General features: G+C 74.5%; 15 protein-coding genes and 1 riboswitch. Of the genes, 6 read left to right on the top strand and 9 right to left on the bottom strand.

Features of this window, described 5'->3' with window-relative positions:
• Positions 1-275 precede the first annotated feature (275 nt).
• A complete protein-coding gene (locus tag OP86_RS00915) occupies positions 276-2,015 on the top strand; it encodes a TIGR03767 family metallophosphoesterase (RefSeq protein ID WP_106973299.1) in 1,740 nt (579 codons plus the stop codon).
• Between the two features lie 162 nt (positions 2,016-2,177).
• Here OP86_RS00915 and OP86_RS00910 read toward each other — a convergent pair whose 3' ends face one another.
• From OP86_RS00910 to OP86_RS00900, 3 genes are read right to left on the bottom strand one after another with little or no spacing between them, the layout of a single operon-like run.
• On the bottom strand, positions 2,178-3,707 hold the full coding sequence (locus OP86_RS00910) for a precorrin-2 C(20)-methyltransferase (protein WP_030056495.1): 1,530 nt from the start codon (positions 3,705-3,707) through the stop codon (positions 2,178-2,180).
• The gene (locus tag OP86_RS00905; RefSeq protein WP_030056494.1) at positions 3,704-4,330 is read right to left on the bottom strand and encodes a precorrin-8X methylmutase; all 627 of its coding nucleotides are present in this window, start codon (positions 4,328-4,330) and stop codon (positions 3,704-3,706) included. The genes OP86_RS00910 and OP86_RS00905 overlap by 4 nt, the downstream gene beginning before the upstream one ends.
• Positions 4,327-5,655, bottom strand: coding sequence for a hypothetical protein (locus OP86_RS00900; RefSeq protein ID WP_234434718.1), 1,329 nt, complete (start codon positions 5,653-5,655; stop codon positions 4,327-4,329). Before OP86_RS00900 ends, OP86_RS00905 begins: the two co-directional genes overlap by 4 nt.
• 258 nt (positions 5,656-5,913) lie before the next feature.
• A riboswitch (cobalamin riboswitch) is annotated at positions 5,914-5,999 on the top strand.
• Positions 6,000-6,135: 136 nt separating this feature from the next.
• Between OP86_RS00900 and cobN the strand changes: the two genes are divergently transcribed.
• Positions 6,136-9,768, top strand: coding sequence for a cobaltochelatase subunit CobN (gene cobN / locus OP86_RS00895; protein WP_030254278.1), 3,633 nt, complete (start codon positions 6,136-6,138; stop codon positions 9,766-9,768).
• 344 nt (positions 9,769-10,112) lie between these two features.
• Positions 10,113-11,672: an apolipoprotein N-acyltransferase gene (lnt, locus tag OP86_RS00890; protein ID WP_234434719.1), complete on the top strand. Its 1,560-nt coding sequence runs from the start codon at positions 10,113-10,115 to the stop codon at positions 11,670-11,672.
• Here lnt and OP86_RS00885 read toward each other — a convergent pair.
• The 3 genes from OP86_RS00885 to OP86_RS00875 form a co-directional block, all read right to left on the bottom strand.
• Positions 11,648-12,412, bottom strand: coding sequence for a VOC family protein (locus tag OP86_RS00885; RefSeq protein WP_030254285.1), 765 nt, complete (start codon positions 12,410-12,412; stop codon positions 11,648-11,650). The genes lnt and OP86_RS00885 overlap by 25 nt on opposite strands.
• A 156-nt stretch (positions 12,413-12,568) precedes the next feature.
• Entirely contained in the window at positions 12,569-13,477 is a 909-nt protein-coding gene (locus OP86_RS00880) for an NADP-dependent oxidoreductase (protein WP_030056488.1), read from the bottom strand.
• A gap of 172 nt (positions 13,478-13,649) precedes the next feature.
• Positions 13,650-14,525 (bottom strand): AraC family transcriptional regulator, encoded by an 876-nt coding sequence (locus OP86_RS00875; protein WP_030056487.1) that lies wholly within the window; start codon positions 14,523-14,525, stop codon positions 13,650-13,652.
• A 277-nt stretch (positions 14,526-14,802) separates the two neighbouring features.
• On the opposite strand from OP86_RS00875, the gene OP86_RS00870 reads away from it, so the two are divergent.
• On the top strand, positions 14,803-15,432 hold the full coding sequence (locus OP86_RS00870) for a GTP cyclohydrolase II (RefSeq protein WP_030056486.1): 630 nt from the start codon (positions 14,803-14,805) through the stop codon (positions 15,430-15,432).
• A gap of 121 nt (positions 15,433-15,553) precedes the next feature.
• Here the strand turns inward: OP86_RS00870 and OP86_RS00865 are convergent, their stop codons facing one another.
• The 3 genes from OP86_RS00865 to OP86_RS00850 all read right to left on the bottom strand — a co-directional run bounded on the left by OP86_RS00865 (position 15,554) and on the right by OP86_RS00850 (position 22,363).
• A complete protein-coding gene (locus OP86_RS00865) occupies positions 15,554-19,099 on the bottom strand; it encodes a protein kinase domain-containing protein (RefSeq protein ID WP_078588305.1) in 3,546 nt (1,181 codons plus the stop codon).
• A 191-nt stretch (positions 19,100-19,290) separates the two neighbouring features.
• Entirely contained in the window at positions 19,291-21,408 is a 2,118-nt protein-coding gene (locus OP86_RS00855) for a putative bifunctional diguanylate cyclase/phosphodiesterase (RefSeq protein WP_030254292.1), read from the bottom strand.
• A gap of 148 nt (positions 21,409-21,556) precedes the next feature.
• Positions 21,557-22,363, bottom strand: a complete 807-nt coding sequence (locus tag OP86_RS00850; protein WP_030254295.1) for an SAM-dependent methyltransferase — start codon at positions 22,361-22,363, stop codon at positions 21,557-21,559.
• 247 nt (positions 22,364-22,610) lie between these two features.
• On the opposite strand from OP86_RS00850, the gene OP86_RS00845 reads away from it, so the two are divergent.
• Together OP86_RS00845 and OP86_RS00840 are read left to right on the top strand one after the other, a co-directional pair.
• On the top strand, positions 22,611-23,120 hold the full coding sequence (locus OP86_RS00845; protein WP_030056481.1) for an SRPBCC family protein: 510 nt from the start codon (positions 22,611-22,613) through the stop codon (positions 23,118-23,120).
• Entirely contained in the window at positions 23,117-24,397 is a 1,281-nt protein-coding gene (locus OP86_RS00840) for an aminotransferase class I/II-fold pyridoxal phosphate-dependent enzyme (RefSeq protein WP_078588306.1), read from the top strand. The genes OP86_RS00845 and OP86_RS00840 overlap by 4 nt, the downstream gene beginning before the upstream one ends.
• Positions 24,398-24,468: the final 71 nt, after the last annotated feature.

Genomic DNA, 24,468 nt, shown 5'->3' with positions numbered 1-24,468 from the left:
CTCGGCCGTGCCCGCCGATTCTCCCCCATCCGTCCCACCGCGCCGCGACCGGGGCCCGAAGGCCGGCGGGGGCGGGGCGGGAACGGGGGCGGGGGTGGAGGCGGAGAGGGAGCTGCCCCGCGTTCTCGAACTGTTCTTCGCACGGACCTCGCCCGCCGTGCCTACCAACGAGTAATCTGTCGCTCCGTTACTTAGCGGGTTCATGACGCGTGACCCCGGCGACCGGGTCCGTCCCGGCCGGGGTCATCAGTATGTTGGGGGTTTTTGTGGCAGGGATGAGTCGGCGTACGTTCCTCACGGGTACGTCGGTGGCCGCGGCATGGTCGGCCTTGTCGCTGGGGGGCGCGTCGTTCGCCTCGGCCGCGACGCGCGACCAGGCGCTGGCGGCCACGGCCGCGCGGGCGGTCACGGTCACCGGCACCACGCTGGAGCAGGTGGCCACGCCGGTCGGCACCGGGGCCTACAAGCGTCTGACGGCCGGCCCGGGCTGGCCGCTGGTGGTGCGCGGCGACCTGGCGGCGCCGGGCACCGGGAGAGACGACCGCCGCACCGGGCTGGCCAGCTTCGTCCAGTTCAGCGACCTGCACCTGGTGGACACCGAGTCCCCGGTGCGCTTCGAGTACCTGGCCCGGTACAACGGCAGCGCGTACCGGCCGCAGGAGGCCCTGAACGCCCGCGGCGTGTCAGCGCTCGTCGAGCGGGTCAACTCGCTCGACGGCGGCCCCTACACCGGCCTGCCGTTCAGCATGGTGATGGCCACCGGTGACAACACCGACAACCACGAACTCGCCGAACTCGACTGGTACCTCAAGGTCATGGGCGGCGGCCGGCTGGCCCAGAACACCGGCGACCCGAACCGCTACGAGGGCGTGCAGAACTCCGGCAACGCGGCCTACTGGAACCCCGAACTCGCCTACGGCGACGGCTACAAGGCCAAGGGCTTCCCGCAGATACCCGGCTTCCTCTCCGCCGCGGGCCGCCCGTTCGACGCGCCGGGCCTGCGCACCCCGTGGTACACCACGGTCGGCAACCACGACGACAGCATCGAGGGCTCACTGCCCGACCTCGGGCTGCTCAACGACCTCTACACGGGCCAGTACAAGCTGGAGGGCTGCGACGACGCCACGGCCGCCCAGCTGATGGACTCGCTGCGCCGCGACCCGGCGGGCGCCGTGCTGCTGCTCGCGAAGCTGCTCGCCAGCGGCGAGGCGGTACGCCGGATCACCCCGGACGAGCGCCGCAAGCCCTTCACGCTCAAGGAGTTCGCCAAGGCTCACCTGGACCCGGCGGTCACCGGCGCGGGCCCGTACGGGCACGGCTTCACCTCGGACATGGCGAGCAGCGGCAAGCTCTACTACACCTTCCGCATCTCGGAGAAGGTGGTCGGCATCAGCCTGGACACCACCAACCAGGCCGGGTTCGCCGACGGTTCGCTGGGCACCGCTCAACTGCGCTGGCTGGAGAAGCAGTTGCAGGCGCACAGCGGCCACTGGTACGACGCCGACGGGCGCAAGGTGACGGGCGGGAGCACGGACGAGGTGATCCTGCTCTTCAGCCACCACACCAGCACCAGCATGGGCAACCTGCTGCCGGACCCGCGCAACATCTTCGAGCGGCGGCACGACGGCAACGAGCTGGTGGCGCTACTGCAGCGCTACCCGAACGTGGTCGCGTGGGTGAACGGGCACACCCACATGAACAAGATCACGCCGCACGGCCACACGGTCCCGGAGCGGGCGTTCTGGGAGATCAACACCGCCTCGCACATCGACTACCCGCAGCACGGCCGGATCATCGAGGTCGTGGACAACGGGGACGGCACGCTCTCGCTGTTCACCACGCTGATCGAGTCCTCCGCGCCGTACGCGACGGACTTCGGCGGCAGCTCGGACGCCAACCTCGCGGCGCTCTACCGCGAGCTGTCGTACAACGACCCGAACGGGCGGGTCACGGCGCTGCTCGGCGCCGGCGAGGACCACAACACGGAGCTGCTGATCGCCAAGCCGACCCGGTGACGGGCGGCGGGCAGCGGGCAGCGGGCAGCGGGCAGCGGGCAGCGGTAGCAGGTAGCGGACAGCACGTAGCAGGTAACAGGTAACACGTAACAGAGGACCGAAAACAGATGACAGCTGACAGATTACGAAATCTGTCAGCTGTCATCTGTCATTCGTCCGCCGTCACGCCTCCGGCCCCTCCGGGTACCGCCGAGGCGTCCAGACGACCTCCACGCCGCTGCCCCGCTCGACCGCCTGGGTCTGCGAGGAGCCGATCAGCAGGATCGTCCGCATGTCGACCAGCGCCGGGTCCAGCTCGCCCAGCCGGACGATCCGCACCCGCTCGGTCGGCCCGCCGACGTCCCGCGCCATCACCACCGGGGTCTCCGGCGCCCGGTACTCCAGCAGCAGGTCCCGGGCGAGGCCGACCTGGGTCGTCCGGGACTGCGAGCCCGGGTTGTACAGCGCGAGCACCAGGTCCGCCTCGGCGGCGGCGCGCAGCCGCTTGGCCACCGCGCCCCAGGGCTTGAGCCGGTCCGAGAGCGACACCACGGCGTAGTCGTGCCCGAGCGGGGCGCCGGCCCGGGAGGCGGCCGCGTGGGCGGCCGTCATCCCCGGGAGGATCCGCACCGGGACGTCCCGGTAGGCCTCCTCGCAGGCGACCTCCAGCACGGCGGTGGCCATGGCGAACACGCCCGGGTCACCGGAGGAGACCACCGCGACCCGGTGCCCGCGCCGCGCGAGGTCCAGCGCGTACTCCGCGCGCTCCGACTCCACCTTGTTGTCCGAGCCGTGCCGCCGCTGGCCTGGGCGCTCCGGCACCCGGGCCAGGTAGGTGGTGTAGCCGACCAGATCGGTGGCCTCGGCCAGCGCGCCGCGCGCCTCGGGGGTGAGCCAGAGCGGCCCGGCCGGCCCGGTGCCCACGACGGTCACGCTGCCCGTGCCCTCCGACAGCCGGACCTCGGGCTCCAGCGGCGCGACCTTGCTCGGCAGCACCGCGACCGAGAAGTACGGCACCGTCTCGCCGTCGACCTCCGCGAGCGGCGCGATGCGCTCGCCCGCCATGAAGGCCCGCTCCACGTACTGGGCGTCGGCCAGCCGGCCAGCCCGCTCCAGGGCCCGGCGGACGGTCGGGAAGGTGCGCCCGAGCTTCATGATCACCGCGGAGTCGGCGGCCGCGATCCGCGCCGTCAGCTCCTCCTCGGGCAGGGTGCCCGGGATGACGGTGAGCGTCTCCTCCGCCTCGGTCAGCGGCTGTCCGAGCCGGGCCGCCGCCGCGCTGACCGAGGTCACGCCGGGCACCACCTCGGTCGGGTAGCGGTGCGCGAGGCGCTTGTGCATGTGCTGGTACGAGCCGTAGAAGAGCGGATCCCCCTCGGCGAGGACCACGACGTCGCGGCCGGCGTCCAGGTGGGCGGCCAGCCGGGCGGCGGCCTCCTCGTAGAACTCGTCCAGTGCGCCCCGGTACCCGCCCGGGTGGTCGGTGGTCTCGACGGTGAGCGGGTAGACCAGCTTCTCCTCGATCTGACCACCCGTCAGGTACCGCTCGGCGATCGAGCGCGCGATGGACCGGCCGTGCCGGGCGCTGTGGTACGCCACCACGTCGGCCTTGCCGATGAGTTCGGCGGCGCGGACGGTCACCAGCGACGGGTCTCCCGGGCCGAGCCCGACGCCGTACAGCCGTCCGGTCGAGGGCTTCTGATGCTCCGTCACTCTTCTTCGCTCGCAATCGCGTTGACGGCGGCGGCGGCGATCGCGCTGCCGCCGCGCCGGCCGCGCACCACCAGGTGCTCCAGGCCGGACGGGTGCTCGGCCAGGGCCTGCTTGGACTCGGCGGCGCCGATGAAGCCGACCGGGACGCCGATCACCGCGGCCGGGCGCGGTGCGCCCGCCTCGATCATCTCCAGCAGTCGGAACAGCGAGGTCGGCGCGTTGCCGACGGCGACCACCGCGCCCTCCAGCCGGGGCAGCCACAGCTCCATGGCGGCGGCGCTGCGGGTGTTGCCCATCGTGCGGGCGAGTTCGGGCACCGACGGGTCGGTGAGGGTGCAGATCACCTCGTTGTCGGCGGGCAGCCGCTTGCGGGTCACCCCGCTCGCGACCATGTTGACGTCGCAGAGGATCGGCGCACCGGCGCGCAGCGCCGCGCGCGCGGAGGCGACCACGCCGGGCGAGTACACCAGGTCCTCGACCAGGTCGACCATCCCGCAGGCGTGGATCATCCGCACCGCGACCTGGGAGACGTCCGCCGGGAGGGCGGCCAGATCGGCCTCCGCACGGATGGTGGCAAAGGACTGGCGGTAGATGGACGCCCCGTCCTTCTCGTACTCGATCACTTCGTCGTCCTCCTGGCCTCGGCGACCGCCTCGGCCATCTCCTCGTTCGTCACGTCGGTCGTCACGCCGTTCGTCGCGTTCATCACGTTCATCACGTTCATCGCGTTCATCGCGTTCATCGCGTTCGTCGCGTCGGCGGCCGTCGGGGTGGCCTCCGGTCCGTTCACCGTCACCCGGTAGCCGTGCCCAATGGCGAGCACGTCCACCCACCGCCCGGCCGGGTGGCCGCAGCGCCGTTCACAGCCCGACCAGTGGACGGGCAGCGCACCGGGAGACCCGTCCGACGTCCTGGCGGCGTCCAGCGCCCGGGCCGCGTCCGAGCGCACGTCGGCCAGCGACTTGGCGCAGCCCGGCAGCCCGGTGCAGGCGGTGGCCCGGTCCCAGGGCGAGCCCGGCTCGGTGCGGAACCCGGCCTCGGCGAGCGCGGGCAGCCGGTCGGCCGGCGCACCGGGCAGGACCGCGCCGCGCCAGGGCGTCAGCCGCAGCTCCCCGGCCGAGGCGGCGACCAGCGCCCGCCACTGCGCGGCGCTCGCCCGCCCGAAGCGCAGGCCCACCGAGAGCCCGCCGGGCAGCGCGCCGACGGCGGGCGCCGTACCGGCGGGGGCGGGCAGCGGCACCGGGCCGGCCGGCAGCAGGTCGGGGACTTCCCGTAGGTGCCACGCCCTGCGGCCGCCGGCCCGCAGCGCCTCCAGGAAGCGGCGGGCCGCGTCCAGCACGGCCGTCACCTCCCGCCCGGCCTCGACCGGGTGCCCGTGGGTGGAGCGCCCGAGGCGCAGCACGGCGGGCCCGTCCGAACCTGCGATCAATGTCACATCGGCGTCGAGCGCGGCGACGTCGCCGCGTCCGTCGTCCAGCGCGAACAGGAACTTGCCGGAGAGTCCGGCCGCCCAGTCGCTCGCGCACAGCCGCGCGTCCAGTTCCCGTACCCAGGTCTGGACGTCGGCGGAGGAGGCGGTGTCCAGCCCCGCCAGCGGCGAGGCGACGATGTTGCGGACCCGCTCGTGGGTGTCCGAGGGCAGCAGTCCGACGCCGCGCAGCCGCTCGGCGAGGTCCGCCGCACAGTGCGAAGCCAGGCCGCGCAGTTGGACGTTGCCGCGCGAGGTGGTCTCCAACTCCCCGTCGCCGAGGGCCTCGGCGGCCTCGGCCAGCGCGAGCGCCTGACGATCCGTCAGGAGGCCGCCGGGCAGGCGGATCCGGGCCAGGGCGCCGTCGTCGGCCGGGTGCAGGCGCAGCGCCCCGGGGCAGGCGTCCGCGCGCCCCCGGTCGGGCACCTCCCGGTCGGGCACGTCGGCGCCCGGCGCGGTGGCGTCGGGTGTCGGTGGCATGGCGGCGAGCATACAGATGATCCGATCGGATGCCTCCGTCCGCTGCATCACACCCGGGAGCACCCGGACACGCCGGACGCGCACCGGACGCACGCCCGGACGCGCACGCCGCTACGTACGCCGACACGCACCCCGCCGCACGCGCCGGCCCGCCGGGGCCCGCGACCGAAAGCTCACTCTCCCCCAGGTCAGCCGTACCCCGTACGATGCAGGGCGGGCGGTCCGGCGGACCGCCCACACGCCAGCGACGGCGCAGGGGAGGAAACCGGTGCAAGCCCGGTGCGGTCCCGCCACTGTGACCGCGGTTCACCGGGAAGCCGGTCGGCCGCGGGAGCCAGGAACTCCTGCCGTCCTCCACCGGCCCGGGGCGCGGACCCCGAGGAAGGCAGAAATGCACCAGCGCTGTCGCATGCCCGCGCACGCGTCCACGGCCACCACTGCGGCCATCCTGGCCACCCAAGAGGCCGGGAGGGCCTTCGCATGATCCTGCTGCTGTCGACGTCCGACACCGACCTGCTGAGCGCCCGTGCCTCCGAGGGCCCCGTGCGCTACCGGCTCGGCAACCCGGCCCGGCTCACCCCCGAAGACCTGCCCGCGCTGCTGGAGGGCACCGAGCTCGTCGTGGTCCGCCTGCTCGGCGGCCGCCGCGCCTGGCAGGAGGGCCTGGACGCGCTGCTGGCCGGCCCCCGCCCGGTGGTGGTGCTGACCGGCGAACAGGCCCCCGACGCCCAGCTGATGGAGCTGTCCACCGTCCCGGCCGGCATCGCCGCCGAGGCGCACGCGTACCTCGCCCACGGCGGCGCCGCCAACCTGGCCGAGCTGGGCGCCTTCCTCTCCGACACCGTGCTGCTCACCGGCCACGGCTTCGCCCCGCCCGCCTCCGCCCCGGCCTGGGGCCCGCTGGAGCGCGAAGCCCCCAGCGCCGATGACCGCAGCGGCGAGGGCCCGACGGTCGCGGTGCTCTACTACCGCGCCCACCACATGAGTGGCAACACCGGTTTCGTCGAGACGCTCTGCCGGGCCATCGAGGACCAGGGCGCCCGGGCGAAGGCCTACTACTGCGCCTCGCTGCGCGGCGCCGAGCCCGAGCTGCTGGCCGCACTCGGCGAGGCCGACGCGATCGTCACCACGGTGCTCGCCGCCGGCGGCACCCGCCCGGCCGACGCGCAGGCCGGCGGCGACGAGGAGGCCTGGGACGCGGGCGCGCTCGCCGCGCTGGACCGCCCGATCCTGCAGGCGCTCTGCCTGACCTGGTCGCGCGCCCAGTGGGAGGGCAGCGACGACGGCCTGTCCCCGCTGGACACCGCCACCCAGATCGCCGTGCCGGAGTTCGACGGCCGGCTGATCACCGTCCCGTTCTCCTTCAAGGAGCTGGACGAGGACGGCCTCACCGTCTACGCCGCCGACCCGGAGCGCGCCGCCCGCGTGGCCGGCACCGCCGTCAGCCACGCCCGGCTGCGCCACGTCCCGGCCGCCGAGCGCCGTCTCGCGCTGGTGCTGTCCGCGTACCCGACGAAGCACGCCCGGGTCGGCAACGCCGTCGGCCTGGACACCCCGGCCAGCGCGGTGCGCCTGCTGGAGCGGCTGCGCGAGGAGGGCATGGACCTCGGGCACGACCTGCCCGGTCTGGACGCCGCCGCGGAGGACGAAGGCCACGAGGGCGACGCGCTGATCCACGCCCTGATCGCGGCCGGCGGCTACGACCAGGACTGGCTCACCGAGGACCAGCTGGCCCGCAACCCGGTGCGCATCCCCGCCGCCGACTACCGCCGCTGGTACGCCACCCTCCCGCAGGCCCTGCGCGAGCGGGTCGAGGAGCACTGGGGCCCGGCCCCCGGCGAGCTGTACGTCGACCGCTCGCAGAACCCGGACGGCGACATCGTGCTGGCCGCGATCCGCTCCGGGAACCTGCTCGTCCTGATCCAGCCGCCGCGCGGCTTCGGCGAGAACCCCGTCGCCATCTACCACGACCCCGACCTGCCGCCGAGCCACCACTACCTGGCCGCCTACCGCTGGATCGAGGCCGCGCAGGAGGACGGCGGCTTCGGCGCCCACGCCGTCATCCACCTCGGCAAGCACGGCAACCTGGAGTGGCTGCCCGGCAAGACCGCCGCGCTGTCCGCCGAGTGCGGCCCGGACGCCGTCCTCGGCAACCTCCCGCTGGTCTACCCCTTCCTGGTCAACGACCCGGGCGAGGGCACCCAGGCCAAGCGCCGCGCCCACGCCACCCTGGTCGACCACCTCGTCCCGCCGATGGCCCGCGCCGACTCCTACGGCGACATCGCGCGCCTGGAGCAGCTGCTGGACGAGCACTCCAACATCGCCGCGATGGACCCGGCCAAGCTGCCCGCCATCCGCGCCCAGATCTGGACGCTGATCCAGGCCGCCCGGCTCGACCACGACCTCGGCCTGGACGAGCGCCCCGAGGACGACGGCTTCGACGACTTCCTGCTGCACGTCGACGGCTGGCTCTGCGAGGTCAAGGACGCCCAGATCCGCGACGGCCTGCACGTCCTGGGCCAGGCCCCGGCCGGCACCGACCGGGTCAACATCGTGCTCGCCATCCTGCGCGCCCGGCAGATCTGGGGCGGCGTCAGCGCGTTGCCCGGTCTGCGCGAGGCGCTCGGCCTGGACGAGGCGGCGCTCACCCTCGGCGCCACCGACGCCGCCGAGGCCAAGGCCCGTGCCCTGGTCGAGGCGATGGAGGCGGAGGACTGGGCGGTCGAGGCGGTCGAGAAGGTCGCCGCCGGGCTGCCGGAGGCCGTCCACGAGGTGCTGGCCTTCGCCGCCACCCAGGTGGTGCCGCGCCTGGCCGCCACCACCGACGAACTGGACGCCGTGCTGCACGCGCTCCAGGGTGGCTTCGTCCCGGCCGGCCCCTCCGGCTCGCCGCTGCGCGGCCTGGTCAACGTGCTGCCCACCGGCCGCAACTTCTACTCCGTCGACCCGAAGGCCGTCCCCAGCAAGCTCGCCTGGGAGACCGGCCAGGCGCTCGCCGCCTCGCTGATCGAGCGGTACACCGCCGACAACGACGGCGCCTACCCGCCCTCGGTCGGGCTCTCGCTCTGGGGCACCAGCGCGATGCGCACCGCCGGCGACGACATCGCCGAGGCCTTCGCCCTGCTCGGCGTGCGCCCGGTCTGGGACGACGCCTCCCGCCGGGTCACCGGCCTGGAGCCGATCCCGCTGGAGGAGCTGGGCCGCCCGCGCATCGACGTGACGCTGCGCATCTCCGGCTTCTTCCGCGACGCCTTCCCGCACGTCGTCGCCCTGCTGGACGACGCGGTGCGCCTGGCCGCCGCCCAGCAGGAGACCGACGAGCAGAACTTCGTGCGGGCCCACGTCCAGGCCGACCTCGCCGTCCACGGCGACGAGCGCAAGGCCACCGTCCGCGTCTTCGGATCCCGCCCGGGCACGTACGGGGCGGGCCTGCTGCAGCTGATCGACAGCCGCGACTGGCGCACCGACGCCGACCTGGCCGAGGTGTACACGGTCTGGGGCGGCTACGCGTACGGGCGCGGGCTGGACGGGCGGCCGGCCCGCGAGGAGATGGAGACCGCGTACAAGCGGATCACCGTCGCCGCGAAGAACACCGACACCCGCGAGCACGACATCGCCGACTCGGACGACTACTTCCAGTACCACGGCGGCATGGTGGCCACCGTCCGCGCCCTCACTGGCAAGGCGCCGACCGCCTACATCGGCGACTCGACCCGCCCCGAGACGGTCCGCACCCGCACGCTGACCGAGGAGGCCGCCCGCGTCTTCCGCGCCCGCGTGGTCAACCCGCGGTGGATCGAGGCGATGCGCCGCCACGGCTACAAGGGCGCCTTCGAGATGGCCGCGACGGTCGACTACCTGTTCGGCTACGACGCCACGACGGGCGTGGTCGCGGACTGGATGTACGAGAAGCTGACCCAGGAGTACGTGCTCGACCCGGTCAACCGGGAGTTCCTCGCGGGCGCCAACCCGTGGGCGCTGCACGGGATCAGCGAGCGGCTGCTGGAGGCGGCGAGCCGCGGGCTGTGGGAGCAGCCGGACCCGGAGCTGATCGCGCAGCTGCAGGCCGCGTTCCTGGAGACGGAGGGGGACCTGGAGGGCGACGAGGGCTGAGCCCGTGCGGCGTGCCGGCCGGCGTGCCGGTCCGGCGTGCCCGTCCGGTGTGCCGGTCCGGTGTGCCCATCCGGCGTGCCCGTCCGGTGTGCCGGTCCGGTGTGCCGGTCCGGCGTGCCCCTCGCCCATTCGGGTGACGGGAACACTGGTGGCCCACGCCGTCCGAGCGGACAATACGGGGCATGTCGCGCCGCATCGCTCCCGCCAGCACAGCCCTGAGCACGGCCCCCACGAAGGAACGGGAGCCGCGCGCGCCGCACCGGCCCACCCGTCCCCGGCCCCGTCCCCGCCCGCGGAACCGCTACCGGGGACGGCTGGGGGCGGCGGCGGGCGGGGCGGTGCCGGTGCTCGCGTTCCCCGCTCCCGGGCAGGCCTGGCTGGCGTGGATCGCGCTCGTCCCCGGGCTGCTGCTGATGCAGCGGGCACCGTCGGGGCGGGAGGCGGCGGTGCGCGGGTGGTGGTTCGGGGCGGGGTTCATCCTGACCGCGATGTACTGGCTGGTCCCGTCCGTCGGACCGGGGCTGCCGGTGCTCGCGGTGCTGTTCGGGGCGCTGCAGGGCGCCGTCGGGTACACCGTGCACAGGCTGCTGCACCCGCCGCTGACCACCCGTCGGGCGCTGCTCGCGCTGCTGGTCGTCCCGGCGGTCTGGGTCTCCGCCGAGTACGCGCGGTCCTGGCACGCGCTCGGCGGGCCGTGGGCACTGCTCGGGGCCACCCAGTGGCAGCACCCGGCGATCCTCGGGCTGGCGGCGGCGGGCGGGATCTGGCTGGTCAGCGCAGCGGTGGCGGCCGTGAACACCGGGGTGCTGATCGTACTGACCGCGGTGCACCGGCGGCCACGGGCCGTCGCCGCGGCGGCGGCGGTGCTGGCGCTGGCCTCCGGTCCGCTGCTGTTCTCGCTGCGCCAGGCGCCCGCCGGGGCCGGGGCGGTCACGGTGGCGCTGGTCCAGCCCGGCATCGTGGAGGACCCGCAGGCCAGGTTCGAGGCGAGTGCGCGGGCCACCGCCGGACTGGTCGGGCAGCCCGTGGACCTGGTCGTGTGGGGCGAGAGCAGCACCACCGCCGACCTGGACCACGATCCGGCCGCACTGGGCGTCCTGCGCGGACTCGCCGCGACCACCGGCGCCCAGGTCGTCGCCGGGGAGGACGCGCGCAAGGCGGACGGGCGGATCTCCAAGGACGCGGTGCTGGTCTCCCCGGCGGGCGTGGTGGACCGCTACCGCAAGATCCGGCTGGTGCCGTTCGGCGAGTACATCCCGCTGCGGCCGGTGCTCGGCTGGATCGCCGGGGTCAGCCGAGCGGCGGGCGAGAACCGGGCGCCCGGCACCGGGTTCCACCTGCTCCCGGCCACCGACCGGACGGGTGCGCCGCTGCCGGTCGGGGCACTGATCTGCTTCGAGTCGGCCTTCCCCGACATGGCCCGCACCGCCGCGCGGGACGGCGCCCGGGTGCTGGTCTACCAGTCCTCGACCTCGACCTTCCAGCACACCTGGGCGCCCGAGCAGCACGTCTCGCTCGCGGCGATCCGGGCCGCCGAGACCGGGCGGCCGGCCGTCCAGGCCTCGCTGACCGGGGTCTCCGCGGCCTTCGACGCGCAGGGCCGGGAGCTCGCCCGGATGGGCACCGACGGCACCGGCGCGCTGACCGTCCGCCTGCCGCTCACCGCGCCCGGGACGCTGACCTGGTACGACCGGATCGGCGACGTGGTGCCGGTCGGGGCGCTGCTGGTCACTGCGGGGGCGGCGGTGGCGGGGGTCGCGGGACGGCGGCGCTCGCGCGGCGCGCGGGGCCCGGCTCAGGCGTCGGGTCAGGCGTCGGATCCGGCGTCGGGTCAGGCGTCGGATCCGGCGTCGGATCGGGCGTCCGCTCAGGCGTCGGGTCAGCCGTCCGTACCGGAGCTGTAGACGCCGAACGCGGCGCCCTGGGCGTCGCGCAGCACGGCGATCCGCCGACCGCCCTGCATGGAGTAGGCGGGCATCAGCACCGCCGCGCCGAGGGCGACCGCCCGTTCGACGGTGTTGTCGACGTCGGCGACCGCGAAGTACGGCAGCCAGTGCGGCGGCACCTCGGGCGGGAAGTCCTCGCCCATCACCAGCATGCCGCCGAAGTCCCGGCCGGCCAGACCCCACTGGGTGTAGTGCTCGGACGGCGCGACGGACCAGCCGAAGACCGCCGGGTAGAAGGCGGTCGCGCCGGCCGGGTCGCGGGTGAGCAGCTCCACCCAGCCGAGCGAGCCGGGCTCGTTGAACACCCCGGCGCCCTGGAAGGCTCGGGCCTGCCAGAGGATGAACACCGCGCGGGAGCGGTCGGCGGCCACCGCGAAGCGGCCGTGGTCGAGCACGTCGCTGGGCTCCTTGAGGAGGGTGCCGCCGGCGTCCTTGATCCTCGCCGCGGTGTCGTCGGCGTCGGCGACCGCGAAGCAGATCGTCCAGGCCGTCGGCTGCTGCGGCGCGTAGCGCGGGGTGATCGCGGCGGCCGGGGCGTCGCCGACGAGCATCTGGGCGTAGTCGCCGTCCGCGGGGCGTGCGCCGTCGTCCTCGCGCCAGCCGAACAGCTCACCGTAGAAGGCCCTGGCGGCGGGCGGATCGGAGGTGCCCAGCTCGACCCAGCAGGGGGCGTCGGTGGTCACGGAGGTCTGCTTCATGGCTTCTGTTCTCCAGCTCGTCCTTGCGGTGCTGACGGAACGTCAGATGCGTTTGTTCGGGCGACTTTGCTTGCGTTCGGTTCGGGTGGCCTCGGTTCGGGCGGCCTCGGTTCGGGCGGCCTCGACTCAGGCCACTTCGACTCAGGCAGCCTCGACTCAGGCGACCTCGATGACGACCTTGCCGCGCGCATGTCCGGACTCGACCAGGGCGAGCGCCTCGGCGGCACCGGTGAGCGGGAAGCGGTGGGTGACGTGCGGGTCCAGCTCGCCGGAACCGACCAGGGCGGCCAGGGCGGCCAGCGTGCCGGACGTGGTCGCACGCGTGACGAAGCTGCCGCCCAACTCGGCGACGGTGACCGGGTCCACGGTGCTGACCAGCACGGTGCGGTCGGTGATCACGCCCGCCACCGCCCGCAGGGCGTCGCCGCCGACCAGGTCGAGGACGCCGTCGACGCCGTCGGGCGCGGCCGCCGCGATCCGCTCGGTGACGCCCTCGCCGTAGGGCACCTGCACCGCGCTGAGGGCGTCCACGTACGCGCGGTTGGCGTCGCTCGCGGTGCCGAGCACGACCAGGCCCCGGGTGCGGGCGAGCTGGGCGGCGATGGTACCGACCCCGCCGGCGATGCCGAGGATCAGCAGCGTTCGGCCGGCGCCGAGGCCGAGTTCGCGTACGGCGTCGTCGGCGGTGGCGGCCGAGACGGGCAGGGTGGCGGCCTGGTCGAAGCCGACGGTACCGGGCTTGAGGGCGCTCAACTCGGCCCGCAACAGTGTCTGTTCGGAGAAGCCTCCGGAGGCGGCGGTGCCGAACACCTCGTCGCCCGGGGCGAACCCGGTGACCCCGGGGCCGACCCGCAGCACCACGCCCGAGGCCTCCTGGCCCAGCACGGCGGGCAGTTGGCGCTCGCGGCCGAAGAGGCCCCGGCGGATCTTCCAGTCGATCGGATTCACCCCGGCTGCCCGGACCGCGATCGCCAACCGGCCGGGGCCGGGCTCCAGGGGCGGGCGGTCCAGGAACTCCTGGGTCTCCGGCCCGCCGTAGTCGGTGAAGCCGAACGCGTTGACCATCGGTGATCCCATTCCTCGGGTAGCGGTCTGCGGCCCCCACCCCTCCCCCGCCCCCAGCATGCGGGGCGAAGCGGCGAGGGGGCGGGCGCTGGTGGGCCGAACGGGGTGGGAGAACAAACGACAGCGGACAGATGACAGATATTGAAATCTGTCATCTGTCCGCTGTTACCTGTCAGCTCCGCACGGCCCGCGCCACCGGGATCCAGAGCTCCGCCTCGGCGTCGCCCGTCCCCGGGACGAAGCGGGTCTGCAGGATCTCCGGGCCCGGCCGGGCCTCGTACGGGTTGGACGGGAACCACTGGCTGGCCACGTCCCCCCACATCTCCTGCAGTGCCTGCGGGAACGGCCCGGTGTTGGTGAACACCGCCCAGGTGCCGGCCGGGACGTCGAGGACGTCCAGGTCCTCCGGGACGACGGCGTCCTCGCGCGCCACCACCGCGTGCCAGTAGTCGAGTTCGGACCCCTCCTCCCGGTTGGGCGAGAAGTCGTCACTCACCGACACGATGCCGACCGGGTCCTTGCCGGTGAGGGCGGTGATCCGCTCGACGGTCTCCTTGCCGAGCCCCTTGATGAACTCGGCGATGTGCGGGTTGATCCCCAGGTAGATCAGGGGCACCCTGGCCTTCTTGCCGACGATCCGGAAGTCCGGCTTCTCGACGATTCGGTACTCCATACTGCTGCTTCCTTCCACGACGAGTCGGAAGGACATCCGGGGCTGGGAGGTGAGCACCGCACCGTCGCGCCGGGCCTCTCCCGGCCCGACCCCGTGCATCGCCCGGAACGCCCGGGCGAACGCCTCCCCCGAGGTGTACCCGTACCGGACCGCGATGTCGAGCAACGTCCTTTTGCCGTCGAGGACTTCGGCCCCGGCGACGGTCAGCCGCCGGCGCCGGACGTACTCCGACAACGGCATCCCGGCGAGCATCGAGAACAGTCGCCGGAAGTGGTACTCCGACGTCATCGCGATCCGTGCCAGCTCGGCCACGTCGACCTCGCCGTCCAGGTCCCGTTCGATGCACTCCATCGCCCGGTTCAGGTGTTCCAGCACGTCAACCCCGTCCTTCCTTGCTGATCACCACCGTAGGAAGGACCCACCCTGGCGTACCCGACAATCGGTGCCCACTCCGGTCGGGTACCGGTCGGAGTGGGCACCGCCCCGCACCACATGTCGGGAGCGGGGAGGGAACAGACGGGGCGGGAGAGGTGTTCTGCGGTCCATGATCGCGACGGGCACCGTCGGTAAGCAGTTGTTCAAATTGGAACTACCGAGTACGGTCGACATCCGATCCAGCCCGGTCCACCCCTGATCGACGGAGGCCCGTTCCATGCCCCTGCCCGGCCCCGCCACGGTGCGCTCGCACGTGCGCATCCCGCTGACCTTCCCCGACGGCTTCCACGTCGAGGCGGAGGTCTTCACCTTCCACGGCCTCGCCGACGGCGCCGAGCACCTGGCGCTCGCCCTCGGCACGGTCCCCGAGGGCGGGACGCCGCTGGTGCGGCTGCACTCCGAGTGCCTGACCGGGGACGTCTTCGGCTCGGACCGCTGCGACTGCGGGCCCCAGCTGCGCGAGTCGGTCGAACGGATCGGCGAGACCGGCGGATACCTGCTCTACCTGCGCCAGGAGGGCCGGGGCATCGGGCTCTACAACAAGCTCGATGCGTACGCCCTGCAGGACTCCGGGCTGGACACGTACGACGCCAACACCGCGCTCGGCCTGCCCGAGGACGGCCGGGACTACACGGCCGCCGCCCAGATGCTCGCCGCGCTCGGCGCCACGGGCATCGACCTGCTGAGCAACAACCCGGACAAGGCGGCGCAGCTGGCCGACCTCGGGATCGCCGTGCGGCACCGGGTGCCGACGGGCGTGCACCTGTCGGCGAGCAACGTCCGGTACCTGCGGGCGAAGGTGGAGCGGACGGGGCACTCGATCGAGCTGTCCCGGCTGGTCGGCTGAGTGGGCGGCTAGTGGCGGGTGACTGGTAGCTGGTAGCAGATGACAGCTGACAACTTTCGAAATCTGTCAGCTGTCATCTGTCGGCTGTGATCTGTCCGCCGTCGCCGTCCGTCGTCCGCCGTCACCTCTCCCCCGGCCGCCCCCGGACCGTCCGCAGCGCCCCGTACGCCGCCAGCGGCAGCGCCACCAGCAGCGCGGCCCAGAAGGCGCCGTGCCCCCACAGCCCCGCGAGGGCGCGGAACAGCCCCTCGAACACCGGGATCCGCAGCGCCTCGACCGGGCCCAGCGGTCCGGGCCAGGCGCCCAGGAACAGGGTGGCCGGGATCCACACCGCGAACAGGGCCCGGGCGGTGAGGCGAGTCCCGAGGGTGCTCACCAGCGACACCACCGCCAGCAGGACGACGAACCCGGCCTGGTAGTCCGCGCCCGTCCGGCCCGTCCCCCACGAGGCCGGCGTCGGATGCACCCCCGTCACCGCGAGCCGCACCTCGACCGCCGCCCACAGCAGCAGGACCAGCACCGCCGTGCTCCCGAGCGCGAACCGCAGCCGGTCGCGCACACCCGGGTTGCCGCCACGCCACTGCCCGGCCCCCGCGCCCGTCCGCACGCCCTCACGAGCCGCCCCCGAACGCGCCGCGCGCCGCTCGTCCAGCCGCCGCCAGGCCTCCCGGACCCGCCACCGGGCGTCCTGGGCGGGCTTGAGCAGCCGGTTGGCCGCCCGCTCGATCAGCCAGAGCGACACCACGATCGCCACCACCGCCGCGATGCCGGCCCAACTCCCCATCCCTCCCTCGAACATGACCACCCGGTCGGCCACCGGCTGCGGCGCCTCCACCGCCGTCATCGGCGGCCCGAGCCGCAGGTAGCCGATCGCGAAGGCCCCGGCGCCGGTCAGCAGTGCCGTGCCGACGCCGACCCTGGCGGGAATGAAGGCGAGCACGGTGGCCGCGACGAAGGCCGCGCCGAGCCGGCCCACCGTCTGTCTCGCCGCATGGTCGCCGGCCGTCCGCAGCGGCCCGCCGAAGACGCCGCCGGGCGCGATATCCAGCTTCTCGCCCGCCTCGACCGGGTAGCGGAGCACCGCCCCCGCCCAGAGCAGCAGTCCGAAGCCGAGGAGCAGCAGCAGGACGGCCCCGGCCCGGCGCGGCAGCGCGGTGCGGGCGTGCGGCCACCAGGCCTCCAGCCGGGCCCGCCAGGCCACCGGCGGCCGTCGGCGGCGGTTGCGCCAGAGCCGGGTCAGCCGGCCCTCCCGCCGTACCCCGGGCTCCGGTTCGGGCCGCTCGGGACGGCCCCGGCCGCGTCGCCGCAGCGCTTCGGCCGCGACCAGCGCCGCCCGCCCGGCGGCCTGGGAAGGGTCGGCCGCCACGGCCTGGCGCCGCAGCGCCGACCAGCGGCGCCGCACCACGTCCCGAGGGGTGGCCGCCGCCGGATCGGGCGCCGGCTTCCGGGCCGCCGCGCGAACGGCCGTACGGGCGCCCGCGCTTGCGGTCAGCGTCCCGTCCACGACCACTGCCGCCACGACGGCCGCCAGCTCCGACACCCGCCCGGGCAGCGGCAGTCGGTGCAGCGCGGCGGGCAGCGGCGAGAGCCGGCCGAGCAGTCGCCGGCGCTCCTCGGGGCGGATGCTCAGCCAGACCGCCTGCCGGTACGCCTCCTCCCGCTCCTCCGGGCTGAGCCCGTCGCCGCCCCGCCGCCCGCCGCCGACGGTGCGGGCCAGCCGGTCCACCTCGGCCAGCACCTCCGGCAGCCCGGCCAGCGCGAGCAGCCGTGAGCAGTGCTCGCCGGCGCATTCGGGGTGGAAGCAGTCGTAGCGCGCGACGACGGCCGGCGCGCCGCCGCGGACCAGTTCGTCGATGAGCTCGGCGCCGTCCGGCTCGGTGACGATGCGTTCCAGTCCTGCGGTGTCGATCGGGCGGTCGCGGTAGTGCGGGGTGGCGGACGGTGCGAAGGCGGCGCCGAGGGCGAGTACGGCGACGGCCGCCACGGACTCGCGCCGGGAGCCGGGCGCCCGGGCGACGTCGGTGAGGTAGTGCAGGTCGAAGACGGTGTCCTCGACCTCGTCGCGCAGCCAGTCCCGCAGCCGCTCCGCGCCCCCGGTGGCGAGCCAGCGCGCGGCGGCGCCCGAGTTCCTGAGCAGCGCCTCGGTGAGCCGTACCGGATCGGTGAAGGGGTTGCCGAGGAAGGTGACCGGCCGGTGGGCCCGGGCCTGCGCCTGGGGCCGACGGCGGATCACCTCGGGGGTGCCGCCGGCCAGCCAGGCGCGGACCTGCGGAGCGGTCCAGCGGTCCTCCGGCTTCTTGGTGAACAGCCCCTGGAGGAGCAGCAGTTGGCGCGGGTCACGGACGGCGGTGAGGTCCACCTCCTCGCCCATCACGAGTTCCAGCTCCAGCTCCTGGTCGGCGGCGCGTTCACCGTCCGCGCCGAGGAACCGCGGGCGGCCGACGAAGAGTTCGTACAGCACGTTGCCGAGGCCCCACCAGGGCCCGGCCTGGTGGTTCTTGCCGGCCAGCTGCTCGGGGGCCATGTAGGCGACGGTGACCATCATCGCGGAGGTGAACCGGCGGCTGTCGGTGAGCCGGTCGACCCCGCCGAAGTCGGCGATCACGAACTCCCCGGAGGCGCGGCCGGGGCGCACCAGGATGTTGGCGGGCTTGAAGTCCAGCGGGTTGCGCCTGATCCGCTGCTGCCAGAAGTCGAGCAGGGCGACCAGCTCGTAGACGATCTGCTCGGTGGTCCGCCGGTCGGTGTGCCCGCCCTCGCGCCACAACTCGGCGACGTGCGCGGCGAGGGTGACCGGCAGGTACTCCATGGCCACCCAGTCGACCAGGGCCCCGTGGTGGCGGACCCGCCCGAAGTCGATCAGGTGCGGGACGTGCCGCCGGAAGCCGTCGTTGCGCAGGTGCGCGAGCAGTTCGTGGTCCATCGGCTGCCCGCTGGCGGCGACCTTGACGGCCGCGTCGCCGCCGCCGTCGGTGCGCCGGACGTACCAGACGGTGCCCTCGGAGCCCGCGCCGGCCTTGCCCAGCGGGACGAAACGGTCCCGCAGGGCTCGCGGGAAGGCCTCCTCGGGCGGACCGTCTGCTCCGTGGGCCTCGCCGAAGCCTGAACCGAGGCCCAGGTCGGGCCCTCCGTGTCCGCCCGGGTCGGGCCCTCCGGGCGGGACGGGCCTGCCGCCGGAGGCCGGCCCGGGCCCGACGCTGTCCTGCCAGGACGGCGCCGGCCCGGCACCCGGCCGGGGCCGGACGACCTCGGTCACCGCGTCCGGGTCGAAGCGCCCCCGGCCGCCCTTCCGCACCTTCGTCGGCGCCTGCGGGTCGAAGCGCGGCTCGGCCCCGGTCACCCGCCGGGTCACGGCCTCCGGGTCGAAGCGGGGCGCGCCCTCCGGATCCACCCGGGTCGGCGGGACGGACCCGAGCCTGGACGAGCGGCCCGGTGCGGCGCCGGTACCGCGCCACCGCCCGCGCGACCACCGCTCCACCCTGCTCTGCGGCAGCTCCCCTGGCTGCCCTGGCTGCCCGACCTCTCCGGGCTCCCCCGACGGTTCCGCCGCCTGCTGCGCCTGCGCCCGCTGCGTCCACTGCGCACCCGGCCCGCCGCCGACTGCCGACCGGGGTCTCGGCCCGCGCCGATCGCCGTCGGCCGGATCCGCGTCCTCCGTCGTGCCCATGCGGCGCTCCCCTCCCCCGCGGCCCGGACCGGCGCGGGGCCGTGACCATGGGCGCGCCGGTGCCGGGGTGGTGATTTGACGCGCCATCATCCCGCATGCCGGGCCCGGGCGTCGGGCGCTTTTCCGGATCAGGACCGACCCGCCGCAGGACCGGTACGCGAGCGCGACCGGTACGTCGGCGCGACCGGCCCTCAGCCCTCCTCGACCGGGCGTCCCTTCGGCTCCTCCACGATCCGCCGGGCGATCTCGGCCGGCCGCACCGGGCGGCCGAAGTGCCAGCCCTGCGCCCAGTCGCAGCCCATGGTCCGCAGCCGCTGGGCGTCCCGCAGCGTCTCCACGCCCTCGGCGGTGACGTTCAGCCCGAGCGCGTGCGCCATCGACACCAGGCCGCTGACGATCCGCCACCCGGTGGACTCGTCCTTGCCCGGTTCGTGCAGGTCGCCGACGAAGGACCCGGCGATCTTCAGCCCGGACACGGGCAGGTCGCGCAGGTAGGCGAGGTTGGACCAGCCGGTGCCGAAGTCGTCCACGGCCAGCGACACCCCGAGGTCGACCAGTCCGTGCAGGGTGCGCAGCGCCTCGTCCTCGGGGCCGACCACGGTCGACTCGGTGATCTCCAGCTGCAACCGGGCCGGGTCCAGGCCGGTGCCGTCCAGGATCCGGCCGAGGTCGGTGACGAGCGCGGCGCTGCGCGCCTGGCGGACCGCCAGGTTGACGTTGAGCTGCGGCGCGGCGTCGCCGAACCGTTTGATCCAGTCGGCGGCCTGGCCGCAGGCCTGCTCCAGCACCCAGCGGCCGAGCGGCATGATCAGGCCGGTCTCCTCGGCGGTGGTGACGAACTCGTCCGGGCCGAGCACGCCGAGCTGCGGGTGGCGCCAGCGCACCAGCGCCTCCACGGCGGCCAGCCGGCCGTCGGCGAGGCGGTAGAGCGGCTGGTAGTCGATGAAGAACTCGCCGCGGTCGAGGGCGGCGGGCATCCGTACCGACACCGCGTAGCGGCTGACCGCGCGGGCGTTCTCCTTGGGGTCGAACAGCGTCCAGCGGCCGCGGCCGGCCTCCTTGGCGCGGTACAGGGTGAGGTCGGCGGCCCGGACGGCGGCGCCCGGGGTGGTGGTGGACACCCGCCGCTCCAGCACGCCGACGCTGGCGCCGACGGCGAGCTTGTGGTCGCCGATCAGCACCGGCCCGGCGAGCGCCTTGAGCACCGTCTTCGCGGCGGCCACCGCCTCCTGCTCGCCCCGGCACTTCTCCAGCAGGACGACGAACTCGTCCCCGCCGAGCCGGGCCACGAGGTGGCCGAGCGGGGTGAGGGCGGCCTTGAGCCGGGCACCGACGGCGGCCAGCAGCTGGTCGCCCATGTCGTGGCCGAGGCTGTCGTTGACCACCTTGAAGCCGTCCAGGTCGACGTAGCAGAGGCCGAAGCGGTCGCCCGGCTCCGGTTCCTCGAACAGCTTCTCCAGCCGTTCGAAGAAGGCCGCACGGTTGGGCAGGCCGGTCAGCGGGTCGTGCGTGGCCTGGTGGCGCAGCCGCTCCTGGAGCCGGTAGCGGTCGGTGACATCCTCCAGCATCGCGACCTGGTACTGCGGGGAGCCGTCGTCGTCGCGGATCAGCGAGACGGTCAGGTGGGTCCAGATCACCTCGCCGTCCTGGCGGTAGTACGGCTTGTCGAACTGGAAGTACTCGCGCTTGCCGCTGATCAGCTCCTCGTACGCCTCCCACACGCCCGGGGCGTCCTCGGGGTGCACGAGGTCGCCGACCCGGCGGCCGATCATGTCCGCCGGGCCCGCGCCGAACAGCTCCTGCAGGGCCTTGTTGACGGCCATGATGTTGCCGTCGGTGTCACCGATGCCGATGCCGATCGCGGCGCTCTCGAACAGCGCGCGGAACCGGGCCTCGGAGGCGCGCAGCGCCCGCTCGGCCTCCTTGCGGGCGACGTCGGCGGCGGTGCGGATCGCCTCCTGTTCGCGCAGCGTGCGCTCGCGCAGGGCGGCGGCCCAGCCGGCCGCGAAGGCGCCGGTCAGGACGGGGCCGCGGTCGTCGGCGAGGGGCTGCGCCTGGAGCAGTTCGACGGCCCGGGCCAGCAGCACCGGGTCGGTGAAGTGCGCGTCGACCAGTTCGGCGCCGGCCTGCGTGGCCAGGCGCGGCTCGAAGGGCTGCTCCTCCTGGGCGCGGTGCAACAGGGCGGCGGTGCGCGCGACCAGCCGGTTGAGCAGGTCGGGGTGAACGGCGATGCCGTGGTCGGCCGAGAGCAGCCGGGCCCAGTCCTCGTGGAACCGCTCGGCGCCGCCGCGCTCAGGGGTGCTGCTCATCGGCGTGGCCCGTTTCCGGCGGCGGCCGCGCGCCTGGCCGCGCGTCCGTACGTACGTCCGACCGCGCCCCCGGTGTTGGCCGACGCCGTGCCCCCGGCGGCCGCCGCGCGGGGCGGGCGGCCGTCGGCGCCTCGTCGGTGGCGTCCGCTCAAGGGCGGATCCCGACGCCCGCCACCCCGGCCATCCGCTCGGGGTGCGCACCGACCGCGTGGGGCTGGTCCGGGCGCCACTGCGGCAGGTAGACCACGCCGGGCTCGACCAGCCCGAAGCCGGCGAACATCGCGGCGACCTGCTCGCGGGTGCGCATGGTCAGCGGGGTCGGCGTCATCCGGTAGAGCTTCTGATGGTCCTCCGCCTGGTCCGGGCGGCCTTCCAGCGAGGCGTGCGACAGCACCAGCGCGCTGCCGGGCGGGAGCGCGTCGCGGATCACGCCGATCAGCTTCCACGGGTCCTCGTCGTCGCTGACGAAGTGGGCGACGGCCACCAGCAGGACGGCCACCGGCTCGCCCGCCGCGATCAGCTCGGTGACCTCGGGGTGGGCCATCAGGTCGCCGACGTCGCGCAGGTCGGCCTGGACGACGGCGCTGTCCGGGTCGTCCGCCAGCAGCAGGCGGCTGTGCGCGACGGCGACCGGGTCGCGGTCCACGTAGACGACCTTCGACTCGGGGCGGACCGCCCGGGCGATCTCGTGCACGGCGCCGAAGGTCGGGATGCCGGAGCCGATGTCCAGGAAGCGGGTCACGCCCCGCTCGGCGAGGAAGGTCACGGCGCGGCGCAGGAAGGCGCGGTTGGAGCGCATGATCTGCGGCAGCTCCGGCCACAGGCCGATCGCCTTGCGGGCCATCTCCCGGTCGACCTCGAAGTTGTGCGAACCCCCGAGGTAGTAGTCGTAGACCCGCGCGGCGTTCGGTTTGTCCAGGTCCGTCCCCTCCGGTACCCAGCTCGGTCGCCGCATGCCTGTGACTCCTTCACTCCGGATCCGGGGGCGCAGCGCCCTGGGGATGCTGCCGTGACAGATGAGACTACAAGCACAGAAGATCCTCCTCCGCACCTCGAACGGGTGCAAGCGGAGTGCCCCCTTCCCGGCGGGCGGACGTTTCCGGAACGTTCACCTCCGCGCCCGGTGGCTGTCCGCGCCAACTCGGCAACGGCCCAACGGCGTTCGGCCCTCGCGCCGCCCCGGCCCGGCTAGGGTGGGGCCCGTGGACCCCAACCACTACCGTTTCCGGGGCGTGTGGCGGCTCGCGGCACCGGCGTCCGTCGTGTACGCGGCGCTGGCGGACGTGCCGAGCTATCCGCTGTGGTGGCCGGAGATCCGCGAGGTCCGGCGGACCGGCGCGGAGACCGGGGACGTGGTCGTGCGCGCACTGCTGCCGTACCGGTTGGTGATCAGCCTGGCGGCACACCGGCGCGACCCGGAGGCCGGGGTGCTGGAGGCGGTCATGCGGGGCGACCTCAACGGGTGGTCGCGGTTCACGGTGACGACGGGCGGGCCGACCGGTCCGGGCGGCACTGGCGGTACGGGCGCCGCGGGCGGTACGGGCGGCGCAGGTTGCCGGGTGCTGTTCGAGGAGGACACCCGGCCCGGCAATCCGCTGCTGCGCCGGCTCGCACTGCCGCTGCACCCGCTGTTCCGGGCCAACCACGCGGTGATGATGCTCCGGGGGCGGCGCGGACTGGCGGCGCACCTGGCGGCCGGAGGTGACAGATGACAGAAGACAGCTTTCAGCGAACAGATGACAGATTTCGAAATCTGTCATCTGTTCGCCCCACTCCCGACTTCGACTCCCCCTTCGACCGCGCCGGCACCGGCAGCAGCAAGTGGGCCCGCGCCGACGCCCCCGGCGCCCCCGGGGTGATCCCGATGGGCCTCGCCGACATGGACCTCCCCGGCCCGCCCGCGATCGCCGACGCCCTGCGGCAACGCGCCCGCCACCGCGCGTACGGCTACACGGTGTGCGACCCGGCCGGCCGCTCGCTGGTGGCCGACTGGTACCGCGCCCGGCACGGCGTCGAGGTGGATCCGGACTGGGTCCTGCTGCTGCCCTGCGGCCCGCGCACCGCCCTGCGCATCCTGCTGGAGACCGTCCGCCCGGAGCCCGGCCGACCGGAACCGGCACGCCCGGCACCCGGACGACCGGAAGCCGCCCGCCCGGAACCGGCCCGCCCGCAGGCGCCCGTCCTGTTCCCGGCCCCCGAGTGGGGCGGCTTCGCCCAGCTCTGCCGCGCCGCCCGCCTCGACTACCGCGAGCTGCCGCTGCCCATCGGCCCGGACGGCTACCGGCTCCCGGACGGTCCGCTCCCCGGCCCCGCCTCCGCCGTCCTGCTCAGCAGCCCGCACAACCCCTCCGCCCGGGTCTGGCCCGCCGACGGGCTGCGCACGCTGGCCGCGCGGGCGGCGGAGGCGGGCGCGCTGCTGGTCTCGGACGAGGTGCACGGCGACCTCACCCACCCCGGCCACGTGCACCCCGTCGCCGTGACCACCGCCGACCCGGCGCACCGCCACCTGGTGGTCACCCTCAACTCCGTCGGCAAGACCTTCAACTGCTCCGGCATCCCGAGCAGTTTCGCCCTCGTCCCCGATCCCGGGCTGCGCGCCCGGTTCGCCGACGCCCTGGCCGGCTACGGCCTCTGGGAGGGCGGACTGCTGGAGCAGACCGTGCAGCAGGCGGCGCTGCGCGAGGGTGGCCCGTGGCTGGACGCGCTGCTCGTCCACCTCGCCACCGCCCGTACCCGGCTCACCGCCCTGCTCGGGCCCGCCGTCCGGTCCGCCCCGCAGGCCTCCTACCTGCTCTGGCTGGACGCCGCCGCCCTCGGCCTGCCGCCGCAGGACGCCCGGCGGGCACTGCTGGAGCGCTGCGGCCTGGAGGCCTCCGACGGCGCCGAGTTCGGCCCCGGCGGCCGCGGTTCGCTGCGGTTGAACTACGCCCTGCCGGGCTCGGTGCTGACCACCGTCCTGGAGCGGCTGGAGCGGCTCGACCTCCCGTGACCCTGGCATGTGCCGGTCCCGGCACACCACGTGCGCGCCCGCGCACGACCGGTCGCAGATCCACGAAATCA

Source organism: Streptomyces novaecaesareae (assembly GCF_000716875.1).
In the GTDB taxonomy this organism is placed as follows: domain Bacteria; phylum Actinomycetota; class Actinomycetes; order Streptomycetales; family Streptomycetaceae; genus Kitasatospora; species Kitasatospora novaecaesareae.
The sequence above is the reverse complement of the archived record's forward strand: the minus strand, read 5'-3'. Positions and strand labels throughout refer to the sequence as shown.

Coding starts and splice junctions, on each gene's coding strand:
- OP86_RS00870 (WP_030056486.1), top strand. CDS start 14,803: ATGCCCCTGCCCGGCCCCGCCACGGTGCGCTCGCACGTGCGCATCCCG.
- cobN (WP_030254278.1), top strand. CDS start 6,136: ATGATCCTGCTGCTGTCGACGTCCGACACCGACCTGCTGAGCGCCCGT.
- OP86_RS00915 (WP_106973299.1), top strand. CDS start 276: ATGAGTCGGCGTACGTTCCTCACGGGTACGTCGGTGGCCGCGGCATGG.
- OP86_RS00840 (WP_078588306.1), top strand. CDS start 23,117: ATGACAGAAGACAGCTTTCAGCGAACAGATGACAGATTTCGAAATCTG.
- OP86_RS00855 (WP_030254292.1), bottom strand. CDS start 21,408: ATGAGCAGCACCCCTGAGCGCGGCGGCGCCGAGCGGTTCCACGAGGAC.
- OP86_RS00865 (WP_078588305.1), bottom strand. CDS start 19,099: ATGGGCACGACGGAGGACGCGGATCCGGCCGACGGCGATCGGCGCGGG.
- OP86_RS00880 (WP_030056488.1), bottom strand. CDS start 13,477: ATGGTCAACGCGTTCGGCTTCACCGACTACGGCGGGCCGGAGACCCAG.
- OP86_RS00885 (WP_030254285.1), bottom strand. CDS start 12,412: ATGAAGCAGACCTCCGTGACCACCGACGCCCCCTGCTGGGTCGAGCTG.
- OP86_RS00900 (WP_234434718.1), bottom strand. CDS start 5,655: ATGCCACCGACACCCGACGCCACCGCGCCGGGCGCCGACGTGCCCGAC.
- OP86_RS00850 (WP_030254295.1), bottom strand. CDS start 22,363: ATGCGGCGACCGAGCTGGGTACCGGAGGGGACGGACCTGGACAAACCG.